At 68.5% G+C, this 26,875-nt stretch carries 31 protein-coding genes; 15 read left to right on the plus strand and 16 right to left on the minus strand.

Annotated features, from left to right (window positions below):
* Positions 1–30: 30 nt before the first annotated feature.
* The 4 genes from BLW75_RS18835 (at position 31) to BLW75_RS18845 (ending at position 1,520) form a co-directional block, all read left to right on the plus strand.
* The gene (locus BLW75_RS18835) at positions 31–732 is read left to right on the plus strand and encodes a hypothetical protein (protein ID WP_167373474.1); all 702 of its coding nucleotides are present in this window, start codon (positions 31–33) and stop codon (positions 730–732) included.
* Positions 733–815: 83 nt separating this feature from the next.
* The gene (locus BLW75_RS18840) at positions 816–1,166 is read left to right on the plus strand and encodes a GntR family transcriptional regulator (protein ID WP_034304904.1); all 351 of its coding nucleotides are present in this window, start codon (positions 816–818) and stop codon (positions 1,164–1,166) included.
* Between the two features lie 41 nt (positions 1,167–1,207).
* On the plus strand, positions 1,208–1,306 hold the full coding sequence (locus BLW75_RS43965) for a DUF4366 domain-containing protein (protein ID WP_167373504.1): 99 nt from the start codon (positions 1,208–1,210) through the stop codon (positions 1,304–1,306).
* A gap of 28 nt (positions 1,307–1,334) precedes the next feature.
* Positions 1,335–1,520: a hypothetical protein gene (locus tag BLW75_RS18845; protein ID WP_034304901.1), complete on the plus strand. Its 186-nt coding sequence runs from the start codon at positions 1,335–1,337 to the stop codon at positions 1,518–1,520.
* A 33-nt stretch (positions 1,521–1,553) separates the two neighbouring features.
* On the opposite strand, the gene BLW75_RS18850 is transcribed toward BLW75_RS18845, so the two are convergent.
* Entirely contained in the window at positions 1,554–2,450 is an 897-nt protein-coding gene (locus BLW75_RS18850) for a DNA-3-methyladenine glycosylase family protein (protein WP_034304898.1), read from the minus strand.
* A gap of 74 nt (positions 2,451–2,524) precedes the next feature.
* Here BLW75_RS18850 and BLW75_RS18855 point away from each other — a divergent pair, with 74 nt between their 5' ends.
* Positions 2,525–2,977: an adenylyltransferase/cytidyltransferase family protein gene (locus BLW75_RS18855; RefSeq protein WP_034304896.1), complete on the plus strand. Its 453-nt coding sequence runs from the start codon at positions 2,525–2,527 to the stop codon at positions 2,975–2,977.
* A 137-nt stretch (positions 2,978–3,114) separates the two neighbouring features.
* Positions 3,115–3,615 carry a hypothetical protein gene (locus BLW75_RS18860; RefSeq protein WP_034304893.1) on the plus strand — a complete coding sequence of 167 codons (501 nt, stop codon included), beginning with the start codon at positions 3,115–3,117 and terminating at the stop codon, positions 3,613–3,615.
* An 82-nt stretch (positions 3,616–3,697) separates the two neighbouring features.
* Here BLW75_RS18860 and BLW75_RS18865 read toward each other — a convergent pair whose 3' ends face one another.
* The gene (locus BLW75_RS18865) at positions 3,698–4,738 is read right to left on the minus strand and encodes a serine hydrolase domain-containing protein (protein ID WP_034304891.1); all 1,041 of its coding nucleotides are present in this window, start codon (positions 4,736–4,738) and stop codon (positions 3,698–3,700) included.
* Between the two features lie 58 nt (positions 4,739–4,796).
* Positions 4,797–5,663: a glycosyltransferase family 2 protein gene (locus BLW75_RS18870; protein ID WP_198935646.1), complete on the minus strand. Its 867-nt coding sequence runs from the start codon at positions 5,661–5,663 to the stop codon at positions 4,797–4,799.
* 122 nt (positions 5,664–5,785) lie between these two features.
* Here BLW75_RS18870 and BLW75_RS18875 point away from each other — a divergent pair, with 122 nt between their 5' ends.
* Positions 5,786–6,319 carry a hypothetical protein gene (locus BLW75_RS18875; protein WP_034305089.1) on the plus strand — a complete coding sequence of 178 codons (534 nt, stop codon included), beginning with the start codon at positions 5,786–5,788 and terminating at the stop codon, positions 6,317–6,319.
* A gap of 261 nt (positions 6,320–6,580) precedes the next feature.
* Here the strand turns inward: BLW75_RS18875 and BLW75_RS18880 are convergent, their stop codons facing one another.
* Together BLW75_RS18880 and BLW75_RS18885 are read right to left on the minus strand one after the other, a co-directional pair.
* Positions 6,581–7,717: a glycosyltransferase family 4 protein gene (locus tag BLW75_RS18880; RefSeq protein ID WP_034304888.1), complete on the minus strand. Its 1,137-nt coding sequence runs from the start codon at positions 7,715–7,717 to the stop codon at positions 6,581–6,583.
* 67 nt (positions 7,718–7,784) lie between these two features.
* Complete coding sequence (locus BLW75_RS18885; protein WP_034305086.1) at positions 7,785–8,843, minus strand: glycosyltransferase family 4 protein; 1,059 nt, start codon at positions 8,841–8,843, stop codon at positions 7,785–7,787.
* Between the two features lie 19 nt (positions 8,844–8,862).
* Between BLW75_RS18885 and BLW75_RS18890 the strand changes: the two genes are divergently transcribed.
* The 3 genes from BLW75_RS18890 to BLW75_RS18900 are packed head-to-tail and all read left to right on the plus strand — an operon-like array spanning position 8,863 to position 13,416.
* On the plus strand, positions 8,863–9,789 hold the full coding sequence (locus tag BLW75_RS18890; RefSeq protein ID WP_034304886.1) for a glycosyltransferase: 927 nt from the start codon (positions 8,863–8,865) through the stop codon (positions 9,787–9,789).
* A 32-nt stretch (positions 9,790–9,821) separates the two neighbouring features.
* Positions 9,822–12,335: a glycosyltransferase gene (locus tag BLW75_RS18895; RefSeq protein ID WP_034304884.1), complete on the plus strand. Its 2,514-nt coding sequence runs from the start codon at positions 9,822–9,824 to the stop codon at positions 12,333–12,335.
* The gene (locus BLW75_RS18900; protein WP_034304881.1) at positions 12,328–13,416 is read left to right on the plus strand and encodes a glycosyltransferase family 4 protein; all 1,089 of its coding nucleotides are present in this window, start codon (positions 12,328–12,330) and stop codon (positions 13,414–13,416) included. The genes BLW75_RS18895 and BLW75_RS18900 overlap by 8 nt, the downstream gene beginning before the upstream one ends.
* A gap of 84 nt (positions 13,417–13,500) precedes the next feature.
* On the opposite strand, the gene rfbD is transcribed toward BLW75_RS18900, so the two are convergent.
* Both rfbD and rfbB read right to left on the minus strand, forming a co-directional pair.
* Positions 13,501–14,382 (minus strand): dTDP-4-dehydrorhamnose reductase, encoded by an 882-nt coding sequence (gene rfbD, locus BLW75_RS18905; protein WP_034305084.1) that lies wholly within the window; start codon positions 14,380–14,382, stop codon positions 13,501–13,503.
* A 4-nt stretch (positions 14,383–14,386) separates the two neighbouring features.
* Positions 14,387–15,370, minus strand: a complete 984-nt coding sequence (rfbB, locus tag BLW75_RS18910) for a dTDP-glucose 4,6-dehydratase (protein WP_034304878.1) — start codon at positions 15,368–15,370, stop codon at positions 14,387–14,389.
* Positions 15,371–15,520: 150 nt separating this feature from the next.
* Here rfbB and BLW75_RS18915 point away from each other — a divergent pair, with 150 nt between their 5' ends.
* The 3 genes from BLW75_RS18915 to BLW75_RS18925 all read left to right on the plus strand — a co-directional run bounded on the left by BLW75_RS18915 (position 15,521) and on the right by BLW75_RS18925 (position 19,172).
* Complete coding sequence (locus BLW75_RS18915; RefSeq protein WP_034304876.1) at positions 15,521–17,047, plus strand: LCP family protein; 1,527 nt, start codon at positions 15,521–15,523, stop codon at positions 17,045–17,047.
* Between the two features lie 88 nt (positions 17,048–17,135).
* Complete coding sequence (locus BLW75_RS18920) at positions 17,136–18,455, plus strand: LCP family protein (protein WP_034304874.1); 1,320 nt, start codon at positions 17,136–17,138, stop codon at positions 18,453–18,455.
* A gap of 9 nt (positions 18,456–18,464) precedes the next feature.
* Entirely contained in the window at positions 18,465–19,172 is a 708-nt protein-coding gene (locus BLW75_RS18925; protein WP_034304872.1) for a TIGR03089 family protein, read from the plus strand.
* Positions 19,173–19,236: 64 nt separating this feature from the next.
* On the opposite strand, the gene BLW75_RS18930 is transcribed toward BLW75_RS18925, so the two are convergent.
* Positions 19,237–19,662: a DoxX family protein gene (locus BLW75_RS18930; RefSeq protein ID WP_034304869.1), complete on the minus strand. Its 426-nt coding sequence runs from the start codon at positions 19,660–19,662 to the stop codon at positions 19,237–19,239.
* Positions 19,663–19,795: 133 nt separating this feature from the next.
* On the opposite strand from BLW75_RS18930, the gene BLW75_RS18935 reads away from it, so the two are divergent.
* On the plus strand, positions 19,796–20,248 hold the full coding sequence (locus BLW75_RS18935; protein WP_034304866.1) for a hypothetical protein: 453 nt from the start codon (positions 19,796–19,798) through the stop codon (positions 20,246–20,248).
* On the opposite strand, the gene BLW75_RS18940 is transcribed toward BLW75_RS18935, so the two are convergent.
* Positions 20,196–20,624 carry a hypothetical protein gene (locus BLW75_RS18940; protein WP_034304864.1) on the minus strand — a complete coding sequence of 143 codons (429 nt, stop codon included), beginning with the start codon at positions 20,622–20,624 and terminating at the stop codon, positions 20,196–20,198. The two genes, BLW75_RS18935 and BLW75_RS18940, sit on opposite strands and share 53 nt — an antisense overlap.
* Positions 20,625–20,783: 159 nt before the next feature.
* Positions 20,784–21,956, minus strand: a complete 1,173-nt coding sequence (locus BLW75_RS18945) for an acyl-CoA dehydrogenase family protein (protein ID WP_185927251.1) — start codon at positions 21,954–21,956, stop codon at positions 20,784–20,786.
* A 105-nt stretch (positions 21,957–22,061) separates the two neighbouring features.
* Here BLW75_RS18945 and BLW75_RS18950 point away from each other — a divergent pair, with 105 nt between their 5' ends.
* Positions 22,062–23,711, plus strand: a complete 1,650-nt coding sequence (locus BLW75_RS18950; protein WP_034304862.1) for a class I adenylate-forming enzyme family protein — start codon at positions 22,062–22,064, stop codon at positions 23,709–23,711.
* 72 nt (positions 23,712–23,783) lie between these two features.
* Here BLW75_RS18950 and BLW75_RS18955 read toward each other — a convergent pair whose 3' ends face one another.
* The 6 genes from BLW75_RS18955 to purE all read right to left on the minus strand — a co-directional run bounded on the left by BLW75_RS18955 (position 23,784) and on the right by purE (position 26,868).
* Complete coding sequence (locus tag BLW75_RS18955) at positions 23,784–24,410, minus strand: DUF3558 domain-containing protein (protein ID WP_158005343.1); 627 nt, start codon at positions 24,408–24,410, stop codon at positions 23,784–23,786.
* 10 nt (positions 24,411–24,420) lie between these two features.
* The gene (locus tag BLW75_RS18960) at positions 24,421–25,134 is read right to left on the minus strand and encodes a WXG100 family type VII secretion target (RefSeq protein ID WP_034304858.1); all 714 of its coding nucleotides are present in this window, start codon (positions 25,132–25,134) and stop codon (positions 24,421–24,423) included.
* Between the two features lie 2 nt (positions 25,135–25,136).
* A complete protein-coding gene (locus BLW75_RS18965) occupies positions 25,137–25,490 on the minus strand; it encodes a hypothetical protein (RefSeq protein WP_034304855.1) in 354 nt (117 codons plus the stop codon).
* Positions 25,487–25,795, minus strand: a complete 309-nt coding sequence (locus BLW75_RS18970) for a YbaB/EbfC family nucleoid-associated protein (protein ID WP_034304852.1) — start codon at positions 25,793–25,795, stop codon at positions 25,487–25,489. Before BLW75_RS18970 ends, BLW75_RS18965 begins: the two co-directional genes overlap by 4 nt.
* On the minus strand, positions 25,792–26,232 hold the full coding sequence (locus BLW75_RS18975) for a YbaB/EbfC family nucleoid-associated protein (RefSeq protein WP_091597851.1): 441 nt from the start codon (positions 26,230–26,232) through the stop codon (positions 25,792–25,794). The genes BLW75_RS18970 and BLW75_RS18975 overlap by 4 nt, the downstream gene beginning before the upstream one ends.
* 138 nt (positions 26,233–26,370) lie before the next feature.
* Positions 26,371–26,868, minus strand: coding sequence for a 5-(carboxyamino)imidazole ribonucleotide mutase (gene purE / locus BLW75_RS18980; protein WP_034304848.1), 498 nt, complete (start codon positions 26,866–26,868; stop codon positions 26,371–26,373).
* Between the last annotated feature and the right edge of the window lie 7 nt (positions 26,869–26,875).

Here is a 26,875-nt window from a genome sequence, read left to right on the forward strand (position 1 = left end):
GGTGTCGGCTGACGTTCTGAAGGGGGAATGATGCTGACGGCGCTGACGCCATACCTCGACCGGGTCCGGGTCCACAGCAGCGGTGACGGTGACGGCTTCGGCTGGTTTCTGCTGGCCCTGGCGATCATCGTCATCATCATCGTGATCGTGGTGATCATCGTTAAGGTCAACCAGGCGAAGAAGCCGCCGATGACCTTCCCGCAGAACCCGAACTTCGGCGGTGGCGGCCCGGCCCCCGGCTTCCCGCCGCCCCCGCCCGCCGGTGGCCCCGCCCCGCAGGGCAACTGGCAGCAGCAGCCCGGCTTCCCGCCGCCTCAGCCCGGTTACGGCCAGGCACCCGGCTTCCCGCCGCCCCCGGCGGGTTTCGCCCCCGCTCCGGCTGGGTTCCCGCCGCCGCAGGCCGGTTTCGCGCCGCCGCCCGGCGCCCCGGCGCCCAACCCCTTCGGCGCGGCGCAGCCGCCGGCCGCAGCCGGGTTCCCGCCGCCTCCCCCGCAGCCGGGGCCGCCGATCGACGCCGGCGCGGACCGCACCCAGGTCGTGTCCCCCCAGCACCAGGCGGACGCCGGCGCCGACCGCACCCAGGTCGTGTCGCCCGCGGGCGGCGACCGTACGCAGGTCGTCTCTCCAGCGGGCGACGGCGACCGTACGCAGGTCGTATCCGGTGGCGGCGGCGACGCCACCCAGGTAGTGCCCGGTGGCGACCGCACTCAGGTCGTCCCGCCCCGCCAGTAGTCCGACTGTCCGTGAAGGCCTCCTTCCCTACCCTCAAGGTAGGCAAGGAGGCCTTCACGGCATTTCCAGCAGGGAGAAACCGCATGGTCAGGGTCGACCCGAACTCCTCGGTCCCGCCCTTCGAGCAGGTCCGCACCGCCTACGCGGAGCAGATCAACGACGGCTCCCTGCCCGTCGGGGCGAAACTGCCGACCGTGCGCAAACTCGCCGAAGACCTCGGCATCGCCCCGAACACGGTCGCCAAGGCCTACCGCGAACTCGAAGAGGCGGGTCTGATCGAGACCCGCGGCAGGGCCGGGACGTTCGTGAGCGCCGTCGGTGACGAGACTCGCGAACGGGCGAGGCAGGCGGCCGCCGACTACGCCGCGCTGACCAGGAAGCTGGGTCTCGGCCGCGACGAGGCCAAGGCGATCATCGACGCCGCGCTGGGTTGACCGCCCACTTCGGGAACGGACGAAGGAGCCATGCCGTGGTCATGATCGGCGAACTGGTACTCATCGCGGCCGCGCTCGTGGGCGTGGGTGTGTGCGTTTACCTGACGCTCAGAAAGCCGAAGCAGCCGCCGCGGGGCTGATGACGGGTTCTCAGGTTAGTCTCTCGGCATGGTCTTCCTCTTGGTGCTGGTGGTCGCCTTCCTGGTCCTGGCCGGGGTCGGGGTCGGGGTCTACTTCCTCGTGAAGTCGAACACCAAGCAGCCGCCCGCGCTCCCCCACCACCAGTACCCGCAGCAGCCGCCGCAGTACCCGAGCCAGCAGCAGCCTTACCCGCCGCAGGGCTGGGGCAACTGACCCCATTCCCGCATTCAGAGGACTGAATGCGGGTCACATGGCGCGGTAGTCGCGGAGTTCGATCTTCGGCCCGAACCTCGGACGGCGGAATCCGGCCGTCGACAGGTAGCGCACCGCGCGCTGCCGCTGGGGTGAATACGGCGCCAGCACCTCGGACATCCCCACGTCGTCGAGTTTCGTCCCGACCAGCGCGTGCCCGACCATCGACGGGATGTTGTAGTCGCCGAAGCTCACCGCGTCCGGGTCTCCCCAGGCACGTTGCGCGATCTCCGCCGCGGTCCACACGCCGATTCCGGGCACCTTCCGCAGCCAGGCCCGGCCTTCGGCACCCTTCAGTTCGACGGCCTTTTCCAGCCGTGACGCGACGCGGGCAGCGGCGATCAGTGTCGTCCGCCGTTTCAGGTCCACCCCGGCGCGATGCCACTTCCAGTCCACAATGGATCGGATGGCGACGGGTGTCGGCGGCACGCGCAGCCGCGCCGGGCCCGGCCCTGGCGCCTGCTCTCCGAACCAGCGGCACAGCTCGCCCCACGACCGCAGCGCCTCCGTGCTGGTCACCTTCTGCTCCAGCACGGCGAGCACCAGCGCGTCCCACACCCGGCCGGTCGAACCGAGGCGCAATCCCGGGTTCCGGCGCCGCGCCGACGCGATGACGTCGTGGTGCGCGACGAATTCGGAGTCGTCGTCATGCGCGCCCAGCATCGCCGGAACGCCTTCGAGGAGCCTGTCCGCGCCGGGTCCCCAGGCCTCCGCCTCGATCTCGCCATCGGCGCGCCGCAGCAGCGCGAGCGTGCCCGCGCCGTCCGCCGTGTTGGCGGCCAGCCAGGTGACCCCGGCCTCGGTGCGGACGACGTTGGGCGAACGCGATCCCCGGCTCAGCGGCCCCAGGACCGCGTCCAGATCGAGCGAGTACCCAGGACGGAACAGCACACGGTGAAACTACCCGGCACTCGGCTAGGGTGAGCGGGCCACCTGAAACCGTAAGCCTACGGAGGACACCGACGATGACCGAGCGACCGGCGAAGGCCTCGATCGTCAGCGGGTACTTCAACCCGCTCCACCAGGGCCATCTCGACCTGTTCGAGTCCGCGCAGGCGCGGTCCGGCTACCTGATCGTCATCGTCAACAACGATCACCAGCAAGTCCTCAAGAAGGGCAGGGTGATCCAGACCGAGGACGTCCGCGCCAGGATCGTCCGCGCGCTGCGCATCGTCGACGACGTGTACATCGCCGTCGAGCAGGGGCCGGGCATCAACGAGTCGTTCGACCAGATCCGTGCGGCGTACCCCGACACGGAGCTCGAGTTCTGCAACGGCGGCGACCGGCGCAACGTCGACGAGCTCCCGGCCGATGAGGTCGAGGCGGGGGCCCGCAACAACATCTCGATGATCTACGGCATCGGCGGCACGGACAAGGCGGACTCCAGCACGCGGATCCTCTCGGACATGGAAGCCTGAGTACTGGCGGCCCGCCAACTTTTGTCGGAAGACGTTTGCGGGTCTGCTGACGGCAGCCGCACCTAGGGCCTACCCTAGACAACACACAGTCGGCCCTGAACCCAGAGGGCCCCAGGTCAGTCGGGAGGCCTAGGGGAATGGACCCCCGTGCTCGGGCGGACGCCTTGCTCGCACGCGCAAGCGCGCGTGGAGCCTTCGTCGTGACACCGGACAACGCGACGTCTCCGATGGACTCCGCGAACACTCAGCAGATCCCCCGATCGGTGGTCGCCGAGATCGACCGGTCCTCGGACCCCGATACGACCACTCAGCTACCGGCTTCGTTGATCGCCGAGAACGACCACCCGCTCGCGGGGGCCGAACCGACGACGCGGCTGGACTTGCCGCCGGCGCGGGGCGAAGGCTCGACTCAGCCGCAGCCGTATCCCCGCCGACCCGGCGCTCCCCAGCAGACCAGGCCTCTGCCCCAGGCGACGACCCCGCTCACCCGGCGGCCGCCCGCCGCGCCGGTGCAGAGCCCGTTGATCGAGCAGCCGGAGCCGGAGACCGTCGAGAACGAGGTCGGCGGCCTGGTGCCGACGGTGAAGCAGAACCCTTCGGGCCGGTCGAACCTCTCGCGCCGCCTGGACGGCATCTAGCCCTCGAAACGTGCAAGGAAAGGCCCCTTCATAGCAAATTTTGCCATGAAGGGGCCTTTCCTTGCACGCGCGAGCACCTGCATCAGGAGGCCGTGATCACCCGATCGATCTCCTTGATCGCCGCTCCCCCGCCGTACGTGGCATTGGACAGCATCGCGACGTCCAGCCCTTCGGCCGGATAGTGCCGCATCAGCGAGCAGACGCCGACGTTCCCGCCGTCCTTGTAGTAGTGCCGCACCGAGCCGTCCGGCGCGAGGACGAATTCGAGGCCGAAGCCGTACCAGACACCGCTGCTGTGAAGCACCTGCGGCGTGAGGAACTCCTTCGTGCGCGCAGGGCTCAGGAGCCGTTCCTCGCGGATCGCCCGTAGCAGCCGGACGAGGTCACCGACGGTGCAGTACGCACCTCCATCGGGTGTCCCGATCGGCGGGTAGCTGAAGATGTTCTGCTTCCAGCCGGTGATCCGCTCGCCGTCGAGGATCGGGTCCCAGCCCTCGGCGACCCTCGGCGCCGGATCGCGTCGGTCGAAGAAACCCGAATCGGACATCCCCGCGCGCTCGAGCACGGTCTCCCGGACGTGGTCGCGATACGGCCTTCCGGTGATCTCCTCGATCACCAGCCCGGCGAGGACGTAGCCCGAATTGCAGTACCGGCAGCCCTCGCCCGGGGCGAAATTCGGTGCCCGGTAAGCGAAATTGGGCAGATGATCCCGTGTGTCGACCACCGAGTACACCGGCTTGTCGACCCACAACGCCTCGTAACTCTCGCCCGCTTCCTCGTCGGCGTCGTCGGCGATCCCGGACGTGTGCGTGAGCAGCTGCCGCGTCGTCGCCCCGGGCGCGATCGCCGTGCCATCGAGGTCGATGATCTCGCCGATCGGGCGATCGAGATCCAGCCGCCCCTCGTCGGCGAGCCGCAGCGCGGCGATCGCGGTGACGACCTTCGTGATCGACGCGGTGTCGTACCGGACGTCCGGCGCGTTCGGCACCGACCAGCGGCGGCTGGCCAGGCCGTACCCGTGTTCGAACAGTGTCTCGGCTCCGCGCCGGATCAGCACGACTCCGGAGAATCGGTCCTCCCCGGCGCGTTCCGTCAACCAGGTGTCCAGTGCGGCGAAGTCCATGCACCGACGGTAACGATGACGAAGAGCGGAGTCGCGCGAGTTCCGGTGGCCGGAACGGCTACTTCCCGCGCGTTTCGAGCTTGAGCCGCAGCGCGAGACCGGCCTTCACCGCGAGCAGGACCGGCTTCCACAGAAGTCCGCGGTGACGGTCCGCGAGGTAGCGGTACGCACTTTCGTGGTGCACGCGCAGCATCTTCTCCGAAGCCTGCGAAGTCGAGTGCCCACCGATGTGCATGACGCTCGACGAAGGGGCGTACACGTTCAGCCAGCCCGCGCGGGTCAGCCGGTCACCGAGGTCGACATCCTCGAAGTACATGAAGTAGCGCGTGTCGAAGCCGTCGACCGAGTCGAAGGCCTCGCGGCGGAACAGCTGGCAGGACCCGGAAAGCCAGCCTGCCGTGCGCTCGACCGGGGTGCCGGTCTCCTGCCGGTACTGCCGCGTCCACGGGTTGCCCGGCCAGATCTTGCCGAACGCCGCGTGCCCGATCCCCCGGCCGAACGACGGCAGCAGCCGGGCCGACGGGTAGACGGTGCCGTCGAGATCGTGGATGAGCGGACCGAACGCACCACCGCGCGGCCAGCGCTCGGCCACCTCCAGCAGCGCGTCGAGCGAACCGGGTTCCCATTCGAGGTCCGGGTTCACCACGACGACCCAGCCGTAGCCGTCGTCGAGTTCCGCGACACCTCGGTTGGCGGCCGTGCCGTAACCGACGTTCTCGCCAATCCTGAGCAGCTTGACGTTGTCCCGGCGGGCGGCCTTGTCCAGCGCGTCGTCGCCCGTGGAGTCGTTGTCGGCGACGACGACCTGGACGTCCCGGTCCGTCGCCTTCTCGAGCGTGTCGAGGAACTTCTCGAGGGTTTCGCCGGGGAAGTAGGTCACGGTCACGACGGCGAGCCCGTCGCCGTAGCTGGGGTGCTCAGTCACGCGGCCATTGTCCACCCGTCACCGAACGCGACCGCGCCGCACCCACCTCGGCAGTTGCAACGCCGCAACTGAACGTGTGCACCCCGCTGCTTTCCGCAATCACCGCCGGGCAGAATGGGCCGATGCCCGTGCACGCCTTCATCGACGAATCGGTGCGAGATCAGCGATACCTCTTGTGCATGACGCTGGTCGCCCCCGCGCAGCTCGCGCCGTCGCGGCGAGAGTTGAGTTCGTTGCTGCTTCCCGGCGCACGTGAACTGCACTTCAAGAAAGAAAAGGAACCCCGCCGCAGGCGACTGATCGACCGCATAGCCGCGTTGGAAGTCACGACATCCATCTCCCTGGCTGCCTGTACCCGGAAAACAGAGGAAGAGACGAGACAGAAATGCCTCGAACGCGCTGTCGCCGACTTGCTCGCCAAGAACGCTCACCGGCTGGTGCTCGACTCGCGCGACCATCGTGATCTCCACGATCGCAGGACGATGCAGAAAGCCCTCGGCCACCGCCCGTCCAAGACCGAGCTCACCTACGAACATCTGAACTCGACCGCCGAACCCCTGCTGTGGATTTCCGACGCGGTGGGATGGTGTTTCGGCGCGGGCGGCACCTGGCGCCGGAGAGCGAGCCGGCTCATCGACTCGGTCATCGAGCCCTGAACAGCGAAAAGCCCGCGAGACGACCGTCCGGACGCGTCACGGGCTTTCATACTCGGCCCCACCGGGGCCTCGCACCTCAAGCATACCCCACCTGCCGCACCCACCCCGGGCGATAGCAAAGGTCCCTTGCTCCCCGCCGCTCCGCGAGGGGCGAGTCGTCGACATCCGACGCTCCCCATGTGGCATTGGGGTCGCCCAGCGTCCCCAATGCCACATGGGGGACATCCGTGCGCCCAGCGTCAGCGGGTACGGGGCGGAGCCTCAGCCCGCCCGCCGCTGCGCATGCCGGTACCAAGCCTTCGCGTAAGCCTCCCGATGCCGCTCCGCGGTCGTCGCCCACGAGAACTCCTTCGCCCGCCGGAGCGCCGCTTCGCCCAGCTCGGCCCGCCTCGCCGGGGCGTCGAGCAGCTCCGAGATGGCCGCCGCGACGTCTCCGGCGCCGACCCCGCAGTAGGCGACCGCGTCCCCGCCGACCTCCGGCAGGGAGAGCCGCCGGGTCGTGAGCACGGCCGCGCCGCACGCCATCGCCTCCAGCACCGGCAGTCCGAATCCCTCGCCGAGGCTCGGGTAGGCGACCAGTTCGGAGCCACCGAGGAAGCCGGCGAGCGTGTCGAACGGCAGATATCCGGCCCGGATCACCCGCAGCCGGTGCGGTACGGCGTCGAGTGCGCGTTCGACCTGCGAATCCCAGCCCGGTTGCCCGGCCAGCACCAGCGCCGGCGGGTTCGGCCTGCCGCTCACGGCGTGTGCGAAGCCGCGGATCAGCGCGGGCACGTTCTTGCGCGGTTCCAGCGCGCCGAGGAAGGCGACGTACGGCGTTTTCCCGAGTCCGACGGCCTGCCGTGCGGCCTCGATCTCGGCGGGCGAGGGCGGATGGAACCGGTCCGGTTCGACGCCGTGGTGGATGATCTCCAGTTCGGCAGTGCGCGCCTGGCCGACGCGGTCCAGTTCGGCCGCCGTAGCGATGCTCGGCACGATGCACAGTGTCGCGCGGCGAAGCGCCGTCGCGGTCCAGGCGCGGAAGAAGCGCGCTTTCACCGAAGAGTGCAGCACCGCGTCGGTGAAGAAGGTCGCGTCGTGCAGGGTCACCACCGAAGCGGCCGGGCTGGCCAGCGGCATCGTGTAGTGCGGGGAGTGGACGACGTCGGCGGAGAGCCGCCGGACCAGCCGGGGCAGGGTCGCCTGCTCCCAGGTCAGCCTGGCCGTCCTGGTCGACGTCGACGGTGAGGTGGGCACGATCCGCGCGCCGGGCGCCAGCCGGTCGTACAGCACCGCGTCCCGTGGTTGACAGACGACGGTGATCCGCGCGCCGTCCTCGTCCAGCGCCGCGACCAGCGAATCCACGTAACGACCGACGCCACCCCGGTCCGCGGGGACGGCGGTCGCGTCGATCAGCACGCGAGGGTCTTCGGTCACCCTAGGAGGGTACGGCGGCTCACGGGCCGCGCGGTGGGGAACCGACAAACTACTGGCGCTGGTGGAGACCCCACACCGCGGAAGCGGCACCCCGCCAGGTGAACTCACTCGAACGGCTGAGACCACTGTCACGCAGCGCTGCCGCATGCTCCGGATGGTCCAGTACGTCACGAAGGGCATCCGCAAGCGCTTGCGCCTCGCCGACAGGGACCGCCACGCCCGCTCCCCCGGCCACCTCGACCAGGGCAGGAACGTCCGAGTGCACCACCGGCACCCCGGCCGCCATCGCCTCGATCAGCGGCAGCCCGAACCCCTCCGCCCGGCTCGGCATCGCCAGCACCGACGCGCCCCGCAACGTGGACGCCAGTTCCGCGTCACTCACCTTCCCCAGCACCCGGACGTCGGCGCCGTGCTCGCGCGCCAGTGCCACCGGATCGATACCGCCCCAGCCCGGCTGACCCGCCAGCACCAGCGGCACCCCGATCCGGCCGACGGCGTCGATCAGCACGTCGATGCCCTTGCGCGGCTCGATGGTTCCGATCGCGAGCACGTACCGCTCCGGCAGCGAGACCTCGGCGAACCCGGTATGCGGCCGCACACCGTGCGGGATCACGCGCAGCGGCACGGAGACCGGAACCAGCGCGGTGAGCTCGTCCGCGATCGCTCGCGTCGGCACGGTGAGCGCGGTCGCCCGCGACGCGGCCCGCGCGATCACCGCCTTGTGCCACGCGACGCCGCGCGGCGTCAGCGTCTCGGGATGCGTCCAGGGCACGGTGTCGTGCACCGCGACCGACAGCGTCCGCCCCTTCGGCACCCGCGCGGGCGCGAGCGGCGTCGGCGCGTGGACCGCGTCGCCACCCGGCCACCACGGCAGGCCCAGCTGCCAAGCCGCGATCAGCGCGCGGGGCGGGATCGGCAGCACGCGCGGACCCTCGACCCCTTCGACGACGGCGGCCCCGACGTCGTCGTGGCGGGCGACCACGCTCGACACCGTCCATCCCGGCGGCGCGGTCTCGGCGAGCGCCCGCAGCAGCTCCCCGGTGTAGCGGCCGGTCCCGCCGGGGACGGGCGCCAGCAGCTGCTCGGCGAGCACGACCAGTTCGGGCATGGTCTCTATTCTCTCTGGCATGACCAGCACCACCGTCGTCGTGGTCACCTGGCGCGGCGCCGCGCACATCACCGCCTGCCTCGACGCCCTCGCCGCGCAGTCCCGCCCGCATCGGACGCTGGTCGTCGACAACGCCTCCGACGACGGGACGGCCGCTCTGCTCGCCGCCCATCCCTCTAAGCCCGAGGTGCTGCGGCTGCGGCGCAACTCCGGTTACGCGGGCGCCATGGCCGCCGCGCTGGACAAAGTGGACACCCCGCTGATGGCCTGGCTGAACGACGACGCCGCCCCGGCCCCGGAATGGCTGGCGACCTGCGAAGACACCCTCGCCAAGGCTCCGCTCGCCGCCGCCGTGAGCGCCCGGCTGACGCTGGCCGACGGGACCGTCCAGTCGACCGGCGTCCGCCTGACCGCCGACGGCCACGGTGCCGACCTGCCTGAACCCGCCGACGAGGTCTTCGGTTTCTGCGGGGGCGCGGCCGTGCTGAACGTCGAGGCACTCCGTTTCGTCGGCGGCGTTCCGGCGTCCTATTTCTGCTATTACGAAGACACCGACACGGCGTGGAGGCTGCGGCTGGCGGGCTGGGACGTCGTGGGGGCCGAGGCCGAGGTCAGCCATCGGCATGGTGCGAGCACCCTGCCGGGCTCGGTCCCGTTCCACCTGTGGAATGAACGCAACCGCCTGCTGACCCTCCTGCGGTGCGCGCCGCGCGCGGTGGCGATCCGCCAGCTGGTGAAGTTCGCGGTCCTGACCGCGGTACTCCCCCTTCGAGGGCTCCGTCATTCCCAGAGGGCGGACGCGCCGAACTTCCGTCTGAGCCTCCGGTGCCGGGTCCTGGGCGCGGTCGCCGCCCGCCTGCCGCGCACGCTGCTCGAGCGGCGGGCCATCGGGCGGCGGGCGACACTGGGCCGAGGCGCGGTCTGGGACGCGTGGGCGGGCAATTAAGCTTGCCCCATTCGAGAGCAGGGAGTACGGCTTTGGCGCAGGGGGAAACGCAACCGGTCGTCTCGGTGATCGTGGTCAACTACCGGGGAGCGGCCGACACCATCACCTGCCTGCGCGCACTCGCCGAACACGATTACCCGAACCTCGAGGTCATCTGCGTCGACAACGCCTCCGGCGGCACCGACGTGGCCGAGATCAGAGCCGCGGCCCCGGGCGTCAAGCTCGTCGAGTCCCCGGTGAACTCCGGCTTCGCGGGAGGCTGCAACCTCGGTGCGCGGCACGCCACCGGCACCGTCCTCGCCTTCCTCAACAACGACGCCCGCCCGGCTCCCGGCTGGGCCGGCGCGGCCGTGGCCGAGTTGCGCGCGCAACCGACGGTCGCCGCGGTGGCCAGCAAGGTCCTCGACTGGGACGGCACCGGCACCGACTTCGTCGACGCGGGCCTCACCTGGTTCGGCATGGGCTACAAGCGCCATGCGGGCAGCCCCTTGGCCGACGTCCCCGCCGCCGAACACGAGATCGCCAAGGACGTCCTGTTCGCGACCGGTTCGGCGATGTTCGTCCGCGCCGGGGTGTTCGCCGAACTCGGCGGTTTCGACGAGCGGTTCTTCATGTTCTACGAGGACGTCGACCTCGGCTGGCGGCTGAACCTGCGCGGCTGGCGCGTGCGCTACGTGCCGGAGTCGCTGACCTACCACCGGCATCACGCCACGATGTCCACAGTGGACGCACCGGACTCCGGTCGCGAGACGTTCCTGCTGGAACGCAACGCCTTGGCCGCGCTGTACAAGAACCTCTCCGACGAGACCCTCGCCCGCGCCCTGCCCGCCGCGCTGGCGCTGGCGGTCCGCCGGGCGACCGCGCGCGGCGACCTCGACGCCACCCGGTTCGACCTCGCCCAGGGCGTCGGCCCGGCCGAAACCGGCCCGGTCGAGGTGCCGAGGACGACGTTGGCCGGCGTGCTGGCGATCGACCAGTTCGTCGAACTGCTGCCCTCGCTCACCGAGTCGCGCGCCGCCGAACAGGCCGCCCGCGTCCGCACCGACGCCGATCTGCTTCCCTTGCTGCGCAAGGCCTTGGAGCCCGCGTATCCGCTGCCGCGTTATCTCGCCGCGCACGAAATCCTGGTCGAGACGTTCGGCATCGACGCGCTCTTCGGCCAGCGCCGCAAGGTACTGGTGATCACCGGCGACGCGATCACCGAACGGATGGCGGGCCCGGCGATCCGCGCGTGGAACATGGCCACGACCCTCGCCACCGAACACGACGTCCACCTGGTCACGGTCAACCCGCTCGCCGATCCGCCGCCCGCCGCGTTCCGGGTCAGCGCGGCCACCCGGCGCGATCTGGAGACACCGATCGAGTGGGCCGACATCATCGTCCTGCAGGGCCACGTGCTGGAACTCGCGCCCTCGCTGAAGAAGCAGTACGCGCACAAGATCGTGGTCGCGGATCTGTACGACCCGATGCACCTCGAACTGCTCGAACAGGGCAAGGGCGTTCCCGACGACAAGCGGGCGCTGGACCTCATCGGGGTCACCAAGGTCCTCGACGCGCAGCTGGAACGCGGCGACTTCTTCCTGTGCGCGTCGGAACGTCAGCGGCACTTCTGGCTTGGCCACCTCGCCGCGATGGGCAGGCTGTCGCCTCGCCTGTACGACGCCGACCCGACCACCCAGTCGCTGCTGTCGATCGTCCCGTTCGGCCTGCCGCCACAGGCGCCGGTCCGCACCGGCCCCGGCCTCCGGTCCACTTTGGACGGTATCGGCGAGACCGACCACGTCGTGCTGTGGGCGGGCGGCGTCTACAGCTGGTTCGACCCGCTGACCCTGGTCCGGGCGATCGAACTGCTGCGGCAGCGCCGCGGCGACGTCCGCCTGGTGTTCCTCGGGATGAAGCATCCCAACCCCGAGGTCACCGAGATGGACATCGGCGCGCGGACGATGCTGCTGTCCGACACGCTCGGGCTCACCGGCAAGCACGTGTTCTTCAACCAGCAGTGGGTGCCGTACGAGGAGCGCCAGAACTGGCTGCTCGACGCGAACTGCGGCGTCACCACGCATTACGAGCACGTCGAGACGACCTTCGCGTTCCGGACGCGGGTGCTGGACTACCTGTGGGCCGGGCTGCCGATCGTCACCACCGACGGCGACTCGTTCGCCGACCTGGTCCGCGAGGAACGGCTCGGCGTCGTCGTCCCGGCCGAGGACGTGGACGCGCTGGCCGACGCGCTGGAAAAGGCCTTGTACGACGAGGAATTCGCCGCGGGCTGTGTCGAGCGGATGGCCGCGGTCGCCCGGCGTTACGCCTGGCCGGAGGCGCTGAAACCACTGGTGGAGTTCTGCCGGAATCCGCGGCCCGCCGCCGACCGGCTGCCCGGCTCCAGCGACCTCGTGGTCTCCGAACCGGTGCGGGGCAAGGAAATGCTGCTCCGCGACGTCGGCCTGATCCGCGAGTACCTCGCCGACGGCGGCCCGAAGGAGCTCGCGCGGCGCGTCGGCGGCCGCGTGGTCAAGGTCGCCAAGCAGAGGCTCGGCCGTGGCTGACCGCCCCTTGCGCGTCCTGCTCGACGGGACCCCGCTTCTCGGTGCCAGGACGGGTATCGGCCGGTACACCGTCGCGCTGTCCGAAGAACTCGCCTCGATGTCCGAAGTGGACACTCGCGCGGTCGCGTTCACGCTGCGCGGCTGGCGAAGGCTGCGGCACGTGCTCCCGCACGGCGTCCGGGCACGAGGTATGCCGGTGGCGGCGCGGCTGCTGCGCAAGGCGTGGCTGCGTTCGCAACTGCCGCCGGTGGAACTGTTCGCCGGTCCGACGGATGTCGTGCACGGCACCAACTTCGTCCTGCCCGGCCGGTTCCGCGCGGCGGGCGTGGTGACCATCCACGATCTGGCCTTTCTGGACGCTCCCGAGGAGCTCGCGCCGAGCGATCACGAACTGCCGCGGCTGGTGCGGCGCGGCGCCCGGCTCGCCGACGCGATCTGCACGCCCACCAACGCCGTCGCCGACCAGATCGCCGAACGGCTCGACGTGGACCGCGGCAAGATCATCGTCACCCCGCTCGGCGTGAACCCGGCCTGGTTCACCGCCCGCCCGCCGGACCCGGAACGCCGCAAGGAACTCGGGCTCCCGGACAAGTACCTGCTCTTCGCCGGCGCCCCCGGGCCCCGGAAGGGCCTGCATTGGCTTCGGCAGGCGCACGAGGCCGCGCCGGATCTGCCTGATCTGGTGTTCGTCGGTCCCGGTTCGTTCGCGGTGGGCCCTCGTTCGCGCCACGTGGGCTACCTGTCGGACGTCAACCTCCGGAGGGTCGTCGCCGGGGCGAGCGCACTGGTGCTGCCGTCACGCGACGAAGGCTTCGGGCTCCCGGTGCTGGAAGCGCTGGCGTCGGACGTCCCCGTGGTGTGCACGGACATCCCGGCACTGCGCGAGGTCGCGGGGAACTGCGCGAGCCTGGTCCCCTACGAGGACGTCGACGGGCTCGTGGAAGCGCTGCGGGTGGCCGTCAGCGACCCGCACGCCGTCGCCACTTCGGCCGCGCGCCGCGCGCACGTCGCGAACTTCACCTGGCGGGCGTGCGCCGAGCTCACCGTCGCCGCTTACCGTCAGGCGAGCACGAAGCACTGACCTCCGCGATTAGTCACCTACTTGCCCTTCAGGCCTTCCGGCGCACAAATACGGTCAGGGCAAGTAGGTGACCAATTGCGGGGTTCAGGAAGCGAAGTAGGCCTTCAGGGCGTCAGGCCAGCCCCGAAGCGGCGTAAGACCCGCCTCGCGCCAGGACGCGTTCGACAGCACCCCGTACGCCGGGCGCGCCGCCGGACGGGGGAACTCCGCCGTCGTGCAAGGCTTCACGCGCGCCGGATCCGCGCCCAGCTCCGCGAAGATCGCCTTCGCGAAACCGCACCACGTCGTCGACCCGCCGCCCGTGCAGTGCAGCACCCGTTGCGTCGGCCCTTCACCGGCGGCGACCCGGCCCGCCAGCTCGATCAGGCCCGCGGCGAGGTCGCGTGACCAGGTCGGCGAACCGGTCTGATCGTCCACTACGGACAGTTCGTCGCGCTCCTTTTCCAGCCGCGCCATGGTCTCCACGAAGTTCGACCCGGTTTTGCCGTACACCCAGGACGTCCGCACGATCCACGAACGGGCACCCGAACCGAGCAGCGCGTCCTCCCCGGCCGCCTTCGTCCGGCCGTAGGCGTTGAGCGGGCCCAGCAGGTCATCGGTCTCGTACGGCGAAGTCGCGTCACCCGCGAACACGTAGTCCGTGGACACGTGGATGAGCGGCACCCCGCGCGACGAGCACGCCGCGGCGAGCACCCGGGGGCCGTCGGCGTTCACCGCGAACGCCCGTTCCTCATCGGTTTCCGCCGCGTCCACCGCGGTGTAGGCCGCCGCGTTGATCACCACCGGCGACGTCCCCGCCGCCCGCGCCCGGGCGGCCAGCTCGGTCACCGCGGCGACGACCTGGCCGGCGTCGCGCACGTCCAGCTCCGACGACGACGGGGACGTGGCGTCGATGGAGCCCACGGCGAGCGCCGCGAGGTCCCGTCCCAGCTGCCCGGATCCGCCCGGTACGAGGATGCTCAGCACTTCTTCACTCCCCCGCACGCTTCTTCAGCGGCTCCCACCAGGACCGATTCCCGCTGTACCAGGCGACCGTGTCGGCCAGACCGTCCTCAAAGGACTTGCGCGGCGCGTAACCGAGCTCCCGCGAGATCTTGGTGATGTCGACCGAATACCGGCGGTCGTGTCCCTTGCGGTCCACGACCGGCTCGACACTGTCCCAGCCGGCGCCGACGGCGTCCAGGAGCCGCTCGGTCAGCTCGCGGTTGGTCAGTTCCGTTCCGCCGCCGATGTTGTAGACCTCGCCCGGCCTGCCACCGTCGGCGACCAGCTGGATGCCGTTGCAGTGATCGTCCACGTGCAGCCAGTCACGCACGTTGAGCCCGTCGCCGTAGAGCGGCACCTTCTTGCCGTCGAGCAGGTTGGTCACGAAGAGCGGGATGACCTTCTCCGGAAACTGGTACGGACCGTAGTTGTTCGAGCACCTCGTGACACAGACGGGCAATCCGTGCGTGCGGAAGAACGAACGGGCCAGCAGATCCGAGGACGCCTTCGACGCCGAGTACGGCGAATTCGGCTCCAGCACGTGGTCCTCGTCCCAGGAGCCCTTGTCGATCGAGCCGTAGACCTCGTCGGTGGACACGTGGACGAACTTCCCGACCTGCGCCTCGAGCGCGGCCTGCAACAGGGTCTGGGTGCCGAGCACGTTCGTCAGCACGAAGTCGGCCGCGCCGGCGATCGAACGGTCCACATGGGACTCGGCGGCGAAATGCACGACCAGGTCGATCCCCCGCATCAGCTCACCGACCAGGGCGGCGTCACAGATGTCACCCTTTTCGAACCGGTAGCGCGGGTTCTCGCGCACGAGCTCCAGGTTCGCCTCGTTGCCCGCGTAGGTCAGCTTGTCGAGCACGATCAGCTCGGCGTCGGCCAAGCTCGGGTACGCACCCGTCAGCACCTGCCGGACGTAATGCGAACCGATGAAGCCGGCGCCACCGGTGACCAGCACTCGCATGCCGCGATCCTCCCTCTGCTACTTCCTGACCGGCCGAGTGTGTCACGACCGGGGCAACCTTTCACCAGCCTACGGACGTCTAACACGAGACTCAGTAGAGTCAGGTTCGAGGCACGCGTGTGCCCTGGGGAGATTCGTGGAGGACCGCACGTGACCGAGTGGCCCGGGCCACCCATTCCGGCGCGCCGTGGCGGCGGCGTCGTGGTGTTCGCCCGCCGTGGCGTGAAGGTCGTGTTCAGCCTGGTCTCGATCACGATCCTGGCCATGACCTGGTGGGGCTGGCAGTTCATCGGCGACCCGTCCCAGGGCTTCGCGACCACGAACATCTTCGAGGACAACGGCCACCCACCGGCGAAACCGCTGGACGGCGCGATCGACATCCTGCTGGTCGGCCAGGACAGCCGTACCGACGCGCAGGGCAACCCGCTGCCGCGCGAGGTCCTCGACATGCTGCACGCCGGTGTTTCGGACGGCGAGCGCCAGACCGACACGATGATCCTGGTGCACATCCCCCAGAACGGTAAGAAGGCGGTCGCGATCTCCTTCCCCCGTGACTCGTGGGTCGAGATCACCGGCGGTTTCGGCAAGCACAAGCTCAACAGCGCGTACGTGTACGCCTACAACGACACGTCGAAGACGCTGCAGCAGCAGGGCAACACCGACCTCAAGGACGTCGACGCCAAGGCCAAGGACGCCAGCCGCAAGAACCTGATCGCGACGCTGGAGAAGTTCATCGGCAAGCCGAAGATGATCGACCGGTACGCCGAGGTGAACCTGTCGAGCTTCTACGAGATCACCAAGGCGATCGGCGGCGTCGAGGTCTGCCTCAACAACGCGGTCAAGGAGAAGAAGTCCGGCGTGGACCTGCCCGCCGGGAAGTCGACCGTCGAGGGTGTCCAGGCGCTCGCGTTCGTCCGCCAGCGTTACGACCTGCAGAACGGCGACCTCGACCGGATCGCCCGGCAGCAGGCCTTCCTGTCCGGGCTGGCGAACAAGGTGCTCTCGTCGGACGTCCTGGCCAACCCGGCGAAGATCGCGGACCTGATCGAAGCCGTGAAGAAGTCGGTCGTGCTGTCGGCAGGCTGGGATCTGCCGGAGTTCGCCGCGCAGATGCGCGGGCTGACCAGCGGCAACGTCGAGTTCCACACCATCCCGACCCAGGGCGACGCGACCATCGGCGGCGCCGCCGTGCTCCGCGTGGACCCGGCGCAGGTGCAGGCCGAGGTCGCCCGACTGACCGCCGACGGGGAGACCGCGCCCCCCGAGACTCCGGCCACCCTGCCGGGCGCGGCAGCGGTGACCGTCGAACTCTTCGACGGGACCGGTTCGCCCACGGCGGCCATCGAAACCCGGAACCTCTTGCAAGGCAAGGGTTTCAAACTCGCGGCCGACACCAAGCTCAGCACCCGGAACTCGACGGTCGTCCGGCACGCGCCGGGCGACGACGCCGCGCTGGCCCTGATCAAGCAGGTCTTCGGCACCGCGGTGCAGGCCGAGGCGGACCGTGACGTCGCGCCCGGCAAAGTGCGGGTCCTGCTCGGCAAGGACTTCAAGGGCGCGGCCACGCCCCCGGCGAAAACGTCGGAGCCCTCGAAGCCGGCTCAGCCGCCCTCCAGCGCTCCGGCGGCGCCCACCACGAAGCCGATCGTCGCGGGCAATGTGCCCTGCGTCAATTAATTCCGGGTACTCAGCGTGGCCGCCCTCACGGTGGCTTAGCCTTCTCCTACGATCGGACCGGCTACCGCGCCAGGGGAGGTGATCAGGGATGAGCGACGAGGACAAGAGCGTCAACGAACGTTCTGAGCACTTGGACGCCGAAGAGCCGAAGTCCGAAAAGGACGGCAATTCGGACACCGAGAGTGACGAAAAGCTCGTCCCGACGCCGTACCCGCGGAATCCGCCGCTTCCGCAGCCATCGGCCCCGGCCGAGGACGAAGACGAACCGATTTCGGGTGTGCTCGACGTGCCCGAGCGCCCGCTGCGCCGCGCCGGCCGGATCACCCGGCGGATCGCGCTCGGCCTCGTGTCCCTGCTCGCCCTCGGCACGACGGGCTACGCGTACGTCACCAAGGACCAGCTGCAGAACAACGTCCCCACGACGAACGCCTTGAGCAAGCCCGACGATCCCGCCGCGCCGCCCGCCGACGACGGCGCGACCGACATCCTCCTGGTCGGCAGCGACGCGCGGACCGACGCGCAGGGCAATCCGCTGCCACTCCGCGTGCTCAAGCAGCTGCGCACCGAGGAGAAGCCCGGCGTCAGCACCGACACCATCATCATCCTGCGCATCCCGAAGAACGGCGGGAAACCGTCCGGCGTCTCGATCCCGCGCGACACCTGGACCGACATCCCCGGCCGCGGCCCGAACAAGATCAATTCGGCCTACGGCGTCGCGAAGACCAACTACGCGAACGCCCATCGGGGTGAAACCGATCAGGCGAAACTCGAACGCGATTCCGATCAGGAAGGCCGCAAGGCACTGGTCCAGACCGTTCAGGAACTGACGCAGATCCGCATCGACCACTACGCCGAGGTCAACCTGCTCGGGTTCTACCTGCTGACCGAGGCGCTGGGCGGCGTCAAGGTCTGCCTGAATCACGCGACCGAGGACAAGGACTCGGGCGCGAACTTCCGGCGCGGCGTACAGACCGTGTCGGGCGGCGAGGCGCTTTCCTTCGTGCGGCAGCGGAAGAACCTGCCGCGTGGCGACCTCGACCGCATCGTGCGGCAGCAGACGTTCCTGTCCTCGGCGCTGAACCAGGTGCTTTCGGCCGGGACGCTGACCAGCCCGTCGACGATGTCGGGCCTGATGGACGTCGTGCGCCGGTCGATCGTCCTCGACGAAGGACTGGACCTGCTGGAGTTCGCGCAGCAGGCGAAGGGGATCGCGTCGGGCGATCTGACGTTCACGACCATCCCGGTGGTGAACATCAACGGCCGCAGCGCGGACGGCCAGAGCATCGTCGAGATCGATGTCGCCGCCGTGCGAAGCTTCATCTCCGGCCTGGCGGGCCGGGGCGGCGGTGGCGGCGCTCCCGGCGCGGCTCCGGTGCTCGCCGCGTCGAGCGTTCCCTGCGTGAACTAACGTCGTGGTGTGAGCCTCACCGAATTGCTGCTGCGGCCCGTGCTCGGGTCGCCCGCGAAACCGCTGATCACGCACTACGACGACAAGCAGGGCAGCCGGGTCGAACTGTCCGTGGTGACCACGGTGAACTGGGCGGCCAAGACGGCGAACTGGCTGGTCGAAGAGTTCGACGTCGAACCCGGGGACGAGGTCGCCGTGGTGCTGCCGTCGCATTGGCAGACCGCCGGTGTCCTGCTGGGCGCGTGGTGGTGCGGCGCCAGGGTGGTGACGGAGACCGCGGGCGCGCGGGTGGCGTTCGTCGCGCCGGGCGGCGCGTCCGACGCGGCCGCCACGGCCGTCGTCTCGCTGCACCCGATGGGTCTCGGGCTGCCCGCCGGTTCCGTGCCGGACGGTGCGCTGGACTACCTGACCGAAGCCCGGCTTTCGGGTGACCAGTTCAGCCCGCTGTTCCCCGTGCCCGGCGACACTCCGGCACTGGGCTCGTCCACTGTGGACGAAGTCCTCGCCGAAGCCCGCGCGCGTGCCACCGGTCTTGGCCTGTCCGCCGAAGACCGGGTTCTGTCCACTGTGGAGTGGACGGGTGAGGAAGGGATTCTCGCGGGATTCCTGACGCCGCTGGCGGCGGGTGCGCATCTGGTCCAGGTCACCGACGCGGATCCGGCCAATCTCGCTTCCCGGCGCGAAGCCGAGCGGACGACGGCGGATCTCCCCTCCTGAACTGCCACGAAGGGGCCTTTCCTGGCGATTTTTGCCAGGAAAGGCCCCTTCATCGCAGCCGAGGTCAGGCGTCCTGGAGCTGCTTCGCCTCACGCTTGCGCCCGAAGAGCGCGTGGTCGAGCGACAGCTTGCCGGCGTTGAAGCCGAGCGCGAGCCCGGCGACCGCCAGGACGAGGACGAGTTCGTAACCGCCCTGGCCGGTGAGGCCGTTGTCGAGGTGCACCGAGAGCAGAGCACCGACGGAGACCACGACGAAGCCGAGGCCCACCAGCGGCGTCAGGAAACCGACGATGAACAAGATCGCACCCACGATCTCCACCGCGATCGCGAAGATCGCCGCGAGCGTCGGCAGCGGGATTCCGGCCTGCTCGAAGAACTTCGCGGTGCCGTCGATCCCGTTTTCCCACTTCTGCAGGCCGTGTGCGAGGAAGACCACACCGACACCGATCCGGCCGAGCAGGAGGGCGACATCCTTGAAACGAGCGAACATCGGGTATCAGCTTTCTGGTCGGTGAATATTCAACTTACCCGGATCACGGTAGGGCACCGGACGGCTCCAATGGCACCTCCGGAGCGTGATCGACAGGTACCCGACAGGAAGCCTGTACGGCAGACTCGCGTCCGTGACGGACGAACGGCTGACCGGCCTGTGGTCGGATGAAATCCTGCATCCGGGCAGCACCGAGACCGTCGACCTGGTGTTCCGCCGCGGCGGCTCCGGATGGCTGTACTGGTCGAGCTGGAGCACTGAGTTCGCGGTGTCCCGCTTCACCTGGGCGACCCCGGGCGAACTGGTCTTGAAATTCCATCGCACCCTCGAGGGCACGTGGTCGATCGACAACGGTGTCACCCGGCACGACGTCGAATCCGACGAGCAGGAAGAGTCTGTGGTCGAGGTCGGCTACGAGATCGCACCCGGCGAAGACCCGTACGGCACCCCGGTGACCCTGCTCTCGCTGGACCGTCCGCTGACCGAGCACCTGGCGGGTTCACGGTTCGCGTGGGTCGAGAAACCGGTGTCGCTCAGCGACCCGTCCGCCGGTGCTCCGCGGCCAGACCCGTCCAGCCCCCGCTGACGGCCAGCACCTCGAGCACCCGCTCGGCCTGCTCCGCGAACCCGGCCAGATCGGCATGCAGCAACGCTATGCGCTCGGCGTCGAGCGGGACCTCGTCGTCGGCCCACAGCTCGATCACCGTGCTGACGGTCCACACGAGGAACTGGATGATCCGGATGAACCCCTCCGACGGCTCGTCGACGGCCTCGCGGTAGCCCGTCTCGATCTCGTCGCAAGCCGCGACCAGCTCACGCAGCGGCTTGACGACGTCGGCCGCCGTCCCGTCCCACGCGGCCGTCGGCCACATGCGATCCCCGAGTTCGAGCCACAACCGCCAGCCGGCGATCAGCTCGGCCTCGTCGTGCGGTGTCCACGACACCGGTGCGAACCAGAACATCTTTCGAGAGTGACACCGGCGGTCCATGATCGCCGCACTTCCGTGAAGCATCTCACCGAAGGGCCATCTCACCTGCGCATTTCGTCACCTGAATGCGAGCCCTTGAAATACATGAAGGCCCCCTTCCTTGCGTCAGGGGGCCTTCATGTATTCGAGACGTCAGCCCTTGAGCAGGGCGCGCGCCATGACCATGCGCTGGATCTGGTTAGTGCCTTCGTAGATCTGGGTGATCTTCGCGTCGCGCATCATGCGCTCCACCGGGAAGTCGCGCGTGTAGCCCGCGCCACCGAAGAGCTGCACGGCGTCCGTCGTCACCGACATCGCGATGTCCGACGCGTACGCCTTCGCGGCCGCGGCCATGTAGCCGCCGCGCTTGTCGCCGCGCTCGGTCGCCGCGGCGGAGGCGTAGACGAGGTTCCGGGCGGCTTCGATCTTGATGCCCATGTCGGCCAGCATGAACTGGACGCCCTGGAACTCCGAGATCGACTTGCCGAACTGCTTGCGCTCCTTGACGTACGCGATCGACGCGTCGAGCGCGCCCTGCGCGATGCCCAGTGCCTGCGCGCCGATGGTCGGGCGGGTGTGGTCGAGGGTGCGCAGCGCGGTCTTCAGACCGGTGCCGGGCTCGCCGATGATGCGGTCGGCCGGGATGGTGCAGTTCTCGAAGTGGATCTCGCGGGTCGGCGAGCCCTTGATGCCGAGCTTCCGCTCCTTCGATCCGACGGTGAAGCCGGGGTCGTCCTTGTGCACGACGAACGCGGAGATGCCGTTGGCCTTCTTCTCGGCGTTGGGGTCGGTCACCGCCATCACGGTGTACCAGGACGATTCACCCGCGTTGGTGATCCAGCACTTGGTGCCGTTCAGCACCCAGTGGTCACCGTCGAGCTTCGCGCGGGTGCGCATCGAGGCGGTGTCCGAGCCGGCTTCGCGCTCCGAAAGCGCGTACGACGCCGAGGCTTCACCGGAGGCGATCGACGGCAGCACCAGCTTCTTGAGGTCTTCCGACGCCGAAAGAATGATCGGCACCGTGCCCAGCTTGTTCACCGCCGGGATCAACGACGCCGACGCGTCGACCCGCGCGACCTCCTCGATCACGATGCAGGCGGCGATGGCGTCCGCGCCCTGGCCGTCGTAGGCCTCGTCGATGTGGACGGCGTTGAAACCCGACTTGACCAGCGCGTTGTACGCCTCGATCGGGTAACGCTCGTCCTCGTCGACCTCGGCAGCGTAGGGCTCGATCTCCTTCTCGGCGAGGGCACGCACCGCGGCCCGCAGCTCCTCGTGCTCTTCGGCAAGCTGGTACAGACCCGGGCCGTCAGACACCTTCGTCACCTCTTCTAACCGCGTTTGGGAGTTTGACCGATGTTAGCGCTCGTTCACATCGTGCGACATCGCGAGCGCTTGTGTCTTTGACCGCAAAGTCCGTACGTTCGAGTGATGGAGCTCACCCCGTTCCCCCGGTCGCTCGACTATCCCGAGGTCCCGGTCGGCTCGGTGCTCGCGGGCGCCGCTACCCGCTGGGGCGCCCGCACGGCCTTCGCCCACGGAGACCAGAGCCTCACCTTCGCCGAGACGTACAGCGCGGCCTGCCGCTTCGCGAACGCCCTGCGCGCCGAGGGCGTCGGGCGGGGCGACGTCGTCGCGCTCCACTTACCGAACTGCCTGGCGTACCCGGTCGCGTACTACGGGACGCTGCTCGCCGGGGCCACCTTCAGCCCGGCGAATCCGCTGCTCCCGCCCGACGACCTCGCCTTCCAGCTGGCCGACGCCGGGGCGGTCGCCGCCATCACCGTCGGCCCCGTCGCCCGTGTCCTCGCTTCGGTCCGTGACCGGACATCGGTCCGGCTGAGCATCGTCGTCCACCCGCCCGAGGCCTTGGCACAGGGCGAGGTCGAGTTCACCGAGTTCTACTCCGCTCACTCGGACGAGCGGCCGGACGTCGAGATCGACATCTACCGCGATCTCGCCCATCTGGCGTACACCGGCGGCACCACCGGACGCTCGAAGGGCGTGTGCCTGCCGCACCGGAACGTCGTGGTCAACAGCCTCCAGAGTTCCTGCTGGCGGCTGGGCGCGGTCCCTGCTGTCGACGCTTCAGGCGAGGTGATCGTCGAGCAGCTCGGCGGTCCGGAGGAATGGCCGTCCCGGATCGGCACCGGCGTCGCCCTCAACCTGACTCCGTGGTTCCACGCCATGGGCACCATCGCCGCGCTCAACGTCCCGCTGCTCGACGGCGGCACCGTCGTCCTGCACGACCGCTTCGACCCGGCCGCGTACGTGGCCGACGCCGAACTGCTGCGGGTCACCACGATCGGCGGGGCGCCGGCGTTGTTCGCCGCCTTGCTCGCCTGCCCCGAGTTTCACACAGCCGACCTGTCTTCGGTACTGACCATCGGGTCCGGCGCGGCGCCGATGAACCACGAGATGATCCGCGCCCTGCAGAAACGCTTCCCCGGAGTGATCATCACCGAGGGATACGGGCTCACCGAGGTCACCATGGGCGCCGTCATCGCGCCGTCGTATCGCTCCGCCACCCGGAAGGTGGGCTCGGTCGGCCTCCCGCTGCCCGACACCGAGATCAAGATCGTCCCGGCCGAAGGCGGCGAAGATCCTTTGCCCGCCGGGGAAAGCGGCGAGGTATGCCTGCGCGGCCCCCAGGTGATGACCGGCTATCGCAACCGCCCGGACGAGAACGCGGCCGTGCTCGTCGACGGCTGGCTGCACACCGGCGACATCGGCATCCTCGACGAGGACGACTACTTGTCCATTGTGGACCGCAAGAAGGACATGCTGCTGTACAAGGGATACAACGTCTTCCCGCGCGAACTCGAAGAGCTGCTGATCACCCTGCCCGGCGTCGCCGCGGCGGCCGTCGTCGGCAAACCGGACACCGAGGTCGGCGAGCTACCGGTCGCGTTCGTGGTGCGCAGCGACGAGAACGTCACCGCCGAGCAACTCCTGGAGGCCGTCGGCGCCCGCGTTCTGCCGTATAAGCGGCTGCGGGCGATCCACTTCGTCGACCAGATCCCGGTCTCGGCGGCCGGGAAAGTGCTCAAACGGGAGCTGCGGAAGCAACTCGCCGACTGATCCTCCCGCATTTCGTCCTCTGGATGCGGTGGTTCGATGGCGAACTACCGCATCCAGGGGACGAAATGCGTATCAGCGGCCGCGAAGGTTGCCGATCACCAGTTCCGCGGCCTTGAGCGCCGCCGCGCACCGATCATCGCCCCAGTACTCGGACTTGCCGTCGCTGACCTGGGAGTACCGGAACTCCAGCAGTTCGGTGTCCGTGGCCCCGACCTCGACTGTGCAAGCCTCGAGCGTCGAGCCGTTGTACTCGAAGACCGCCGGGTTCTCGACCTGTTCGACCGCGGGAAGACCGCTGATCGACAACTCACGCCACCGCGAGAACTTCGACGGATCTCGCTTGTGCTGGTCCACCCGCTCCTCAAGACTGCCAGTGGCTGCCCGGGGGATCCCAACTGTCAACGAGCCCGCGCGGAACTGGTCCCACTTGCAGGCGCGGTCGTATCCGACGGAGTACCGCTCCGCTTTCACCTTGTCCGGCGGATCTGCGATCAGCGCGGCGACCTCCGGCTGATCGAGAACGCCACAAGGGTTCGCCCTGAAGAAATCCAAGGGCAGTGGGTTCCGCACTGGCGCGACGGGGATCGCAGGACCCGTCCGCGCCGGCACCGGCCGCTCGTCGAGCACCTTCCCGCTTCCACAACCCGCAAGGAGTGCCGCCGACAAGGTGAGCACACCGGCAAGTCCTACAGCGCGCACGACGCTTCCCCTATTCCGGTACGGCATCGGGTTCGATCTTCCACTGCTTCTGATTGTCCATTCCGGTGTTCGTGGGCAGATCAGGAAGCTCGACAAAATTCGTACCGAGCTGCTCGAAGCCAACCGCAGCACCGACGAACCCGCTCATCTGCTTCGCGGCATCCCCGATCAACTTCACAAAGGATTCAACCAGTGTCCCTAATGCCTCAACGATAGTGTCGATCACATCAGACCACATTATCGCGTTCAAACCCGGCACAACGGTAGCCGCCGCCGCGATCAATGCCTTCACGTCAATGGCCGCGAGCCGCCCGGCACAAACACCCAGGAATTCAATGGCCGCAGCGTACGTGTCGACCACTATCTGCCTTACTTCCACCAGGAAGCCCGACACACTGGCAACCGCCTCTTGCTCCTTCTCCAGAGCATTGGTCACGTTTGACGCGTATGCAGTGAACTGGTCAGCGGCCCGCCCGGACCAGGTTCCCGCCAGGGACTGCACAGCGGCGCCCATGTCGCCATGAGCTTCACGCATAGCATTGTTCTTGGCAAACCGGAAGGCCATCTCATCTATCCGAGCAGGATTTCCGAGAAGCCTGTCGCGAACGTCGTCGAGCAGCTGAAGGATGTCAGGACGGCCGATAAAGGGAAGATTCGCGAATTCGCGAATCTTCGCATCCGCCCCCTGTGGATACTCCGGCGGAGCGGAAATCCCAGAAGACACCTTTACTTCCCTCCCTTTTCAAGATCACGCAAACGCTTGAAATACTCGTCATCCTGAGCATCGTAGTAATCGGCCGCCTTGTCCATAGCCTCACCGAGCGCCAGAAGCCGGTCGAAATTTCTCTTGCTTTTATCCTGCATTTCCGTGATCATCTTGGCGAAGGAGCGAGCAATGCCCACCCGATCACCCAGCATTCCGACGTCGTGCGAACCGAGACTCAAGTCGCTCAAGTCGTGATCGGCGAAGTCACGCAGGATCCCGCCTGCGTGATAAATCTCCTCGGTCGCTTTACGCAGTGCCTCCGGGTAGACCTCGTAGCCTGAGCCATTAGATCCGAGCGGATCGGAGAGGGTCAACTCTCTCGCCTCCCCGATGCCTCCGTGATCATGGCGTCCCGTCTGGTTGAGGCCGCACTCTCCGCATCACGGATTGCCTGAAGGACGTGACCGGCCAGACTGGCGCCCGTCTGCGTCCTCATTGCGTCCCGATCCAGCTCGATCGACACCAAGGAGCCCGAACCCGCCACGGTGACCGTCCCCAACCCGGCACCGATATTCCTGACCAACGGCAATTTGCGACCGTTCTCAGCGGCTCGTTCTATGGCGGCGACGCGAGCATCGATCTCTTTGGCCAGGTTGTAGAGCCTGTCATAGGTGTTCACCGGTGATCATCCTCCTCGTCGTCCGAGAGGAAATCGACCTCGTCGAAGCTCACCTCGTGATCGGCTTCGTCGCGGGCTGGCCTGCGGTGCGACGTCACGGTCCGATCCGAACGCGGCTGCACAGTCGTGTTCTGAGTGAACTCAATCCGAGCAGCGTGCTGCCCGTGGAACAGCGCGTTCAGCTCCGGAATCGATGCGTCGCTTGCCCCGTTCCTGGCCGCTTGCACGGCCTCCACAATGCTGACTCCCAGCTTCTGAGCCCAGGTGCTGGTCAGTGCCGCATCTTCGATACGAAGGTCGATCAGATGCCCATGGCCGGTCACCGTCGCTGTCACTGCTTCATTGGCGGATCGACCGAAGTACCGGGCGGTTGCCAGCCGGCTATCCAGAGCTCCCGCTCTCGCCTGCAAGGCACGCAGGCCATGCGGCGCCGTCATGACGGCATCACAAAGCAAAACATCGTGCTCCCTCCTCCACCACCGGACGATTCTGACCGGTAGTGCCCGCCTGACACCTTACTGTGACGGCATACGCGCGCAAGCAGGTTCCAAGGAATCGGAGGAAACGGAGCAGATTCAGCCTTCGACGCGTTTGCGCAAAGCGGCGTCCTTGTCGAGCACCAGCTGCTCCAGATCCGCCTGGAACCGCGCCATCTTCGCCTGAAGGTCCTCATCGGACGCGGCGAGAATGCGCACCGCGAGCAGGCCCGCGTTGCGCGCCCCGCCGACCGAAACCGTCGCGACCGGGACGCCCGCGGGCATCTGCACGATCGAGAGCAGCGAGTCCATGCCGTCGAGGTACTTCAGCGGGACCGGCACGCCGATCACCGGCAGCACCGTCGCCGACGCGACCATGCCCGGCAGGTGCGCGGCACCGCCGGCGCCCGCGATGATCACGCGCACACCGCGCGAAGCGGCCGAAGTCGCGTAGTCGAGCATCCGCTGCGGAGTGCGGTGCGCCGAGTAGACCCCGACCTCGTATTCGACACCGAACTCGGCCAGCGCCTGCCCGGCCGCTTCCATCGTCGGCCAGTCCGAATCGCTGCCCATGATCAGGCCAACCTGCGGCGCCATTTTCCTA

This window comes from Amycolatopsis lurida, from assembly GCF_900105055.1.
Lineage (GTDB): Bacteria > Actinomycetota > Actinomycetes > Mycobacteriales > Pseudonocardiaceae > Amycolatopsis > Amycolatopsis lurida.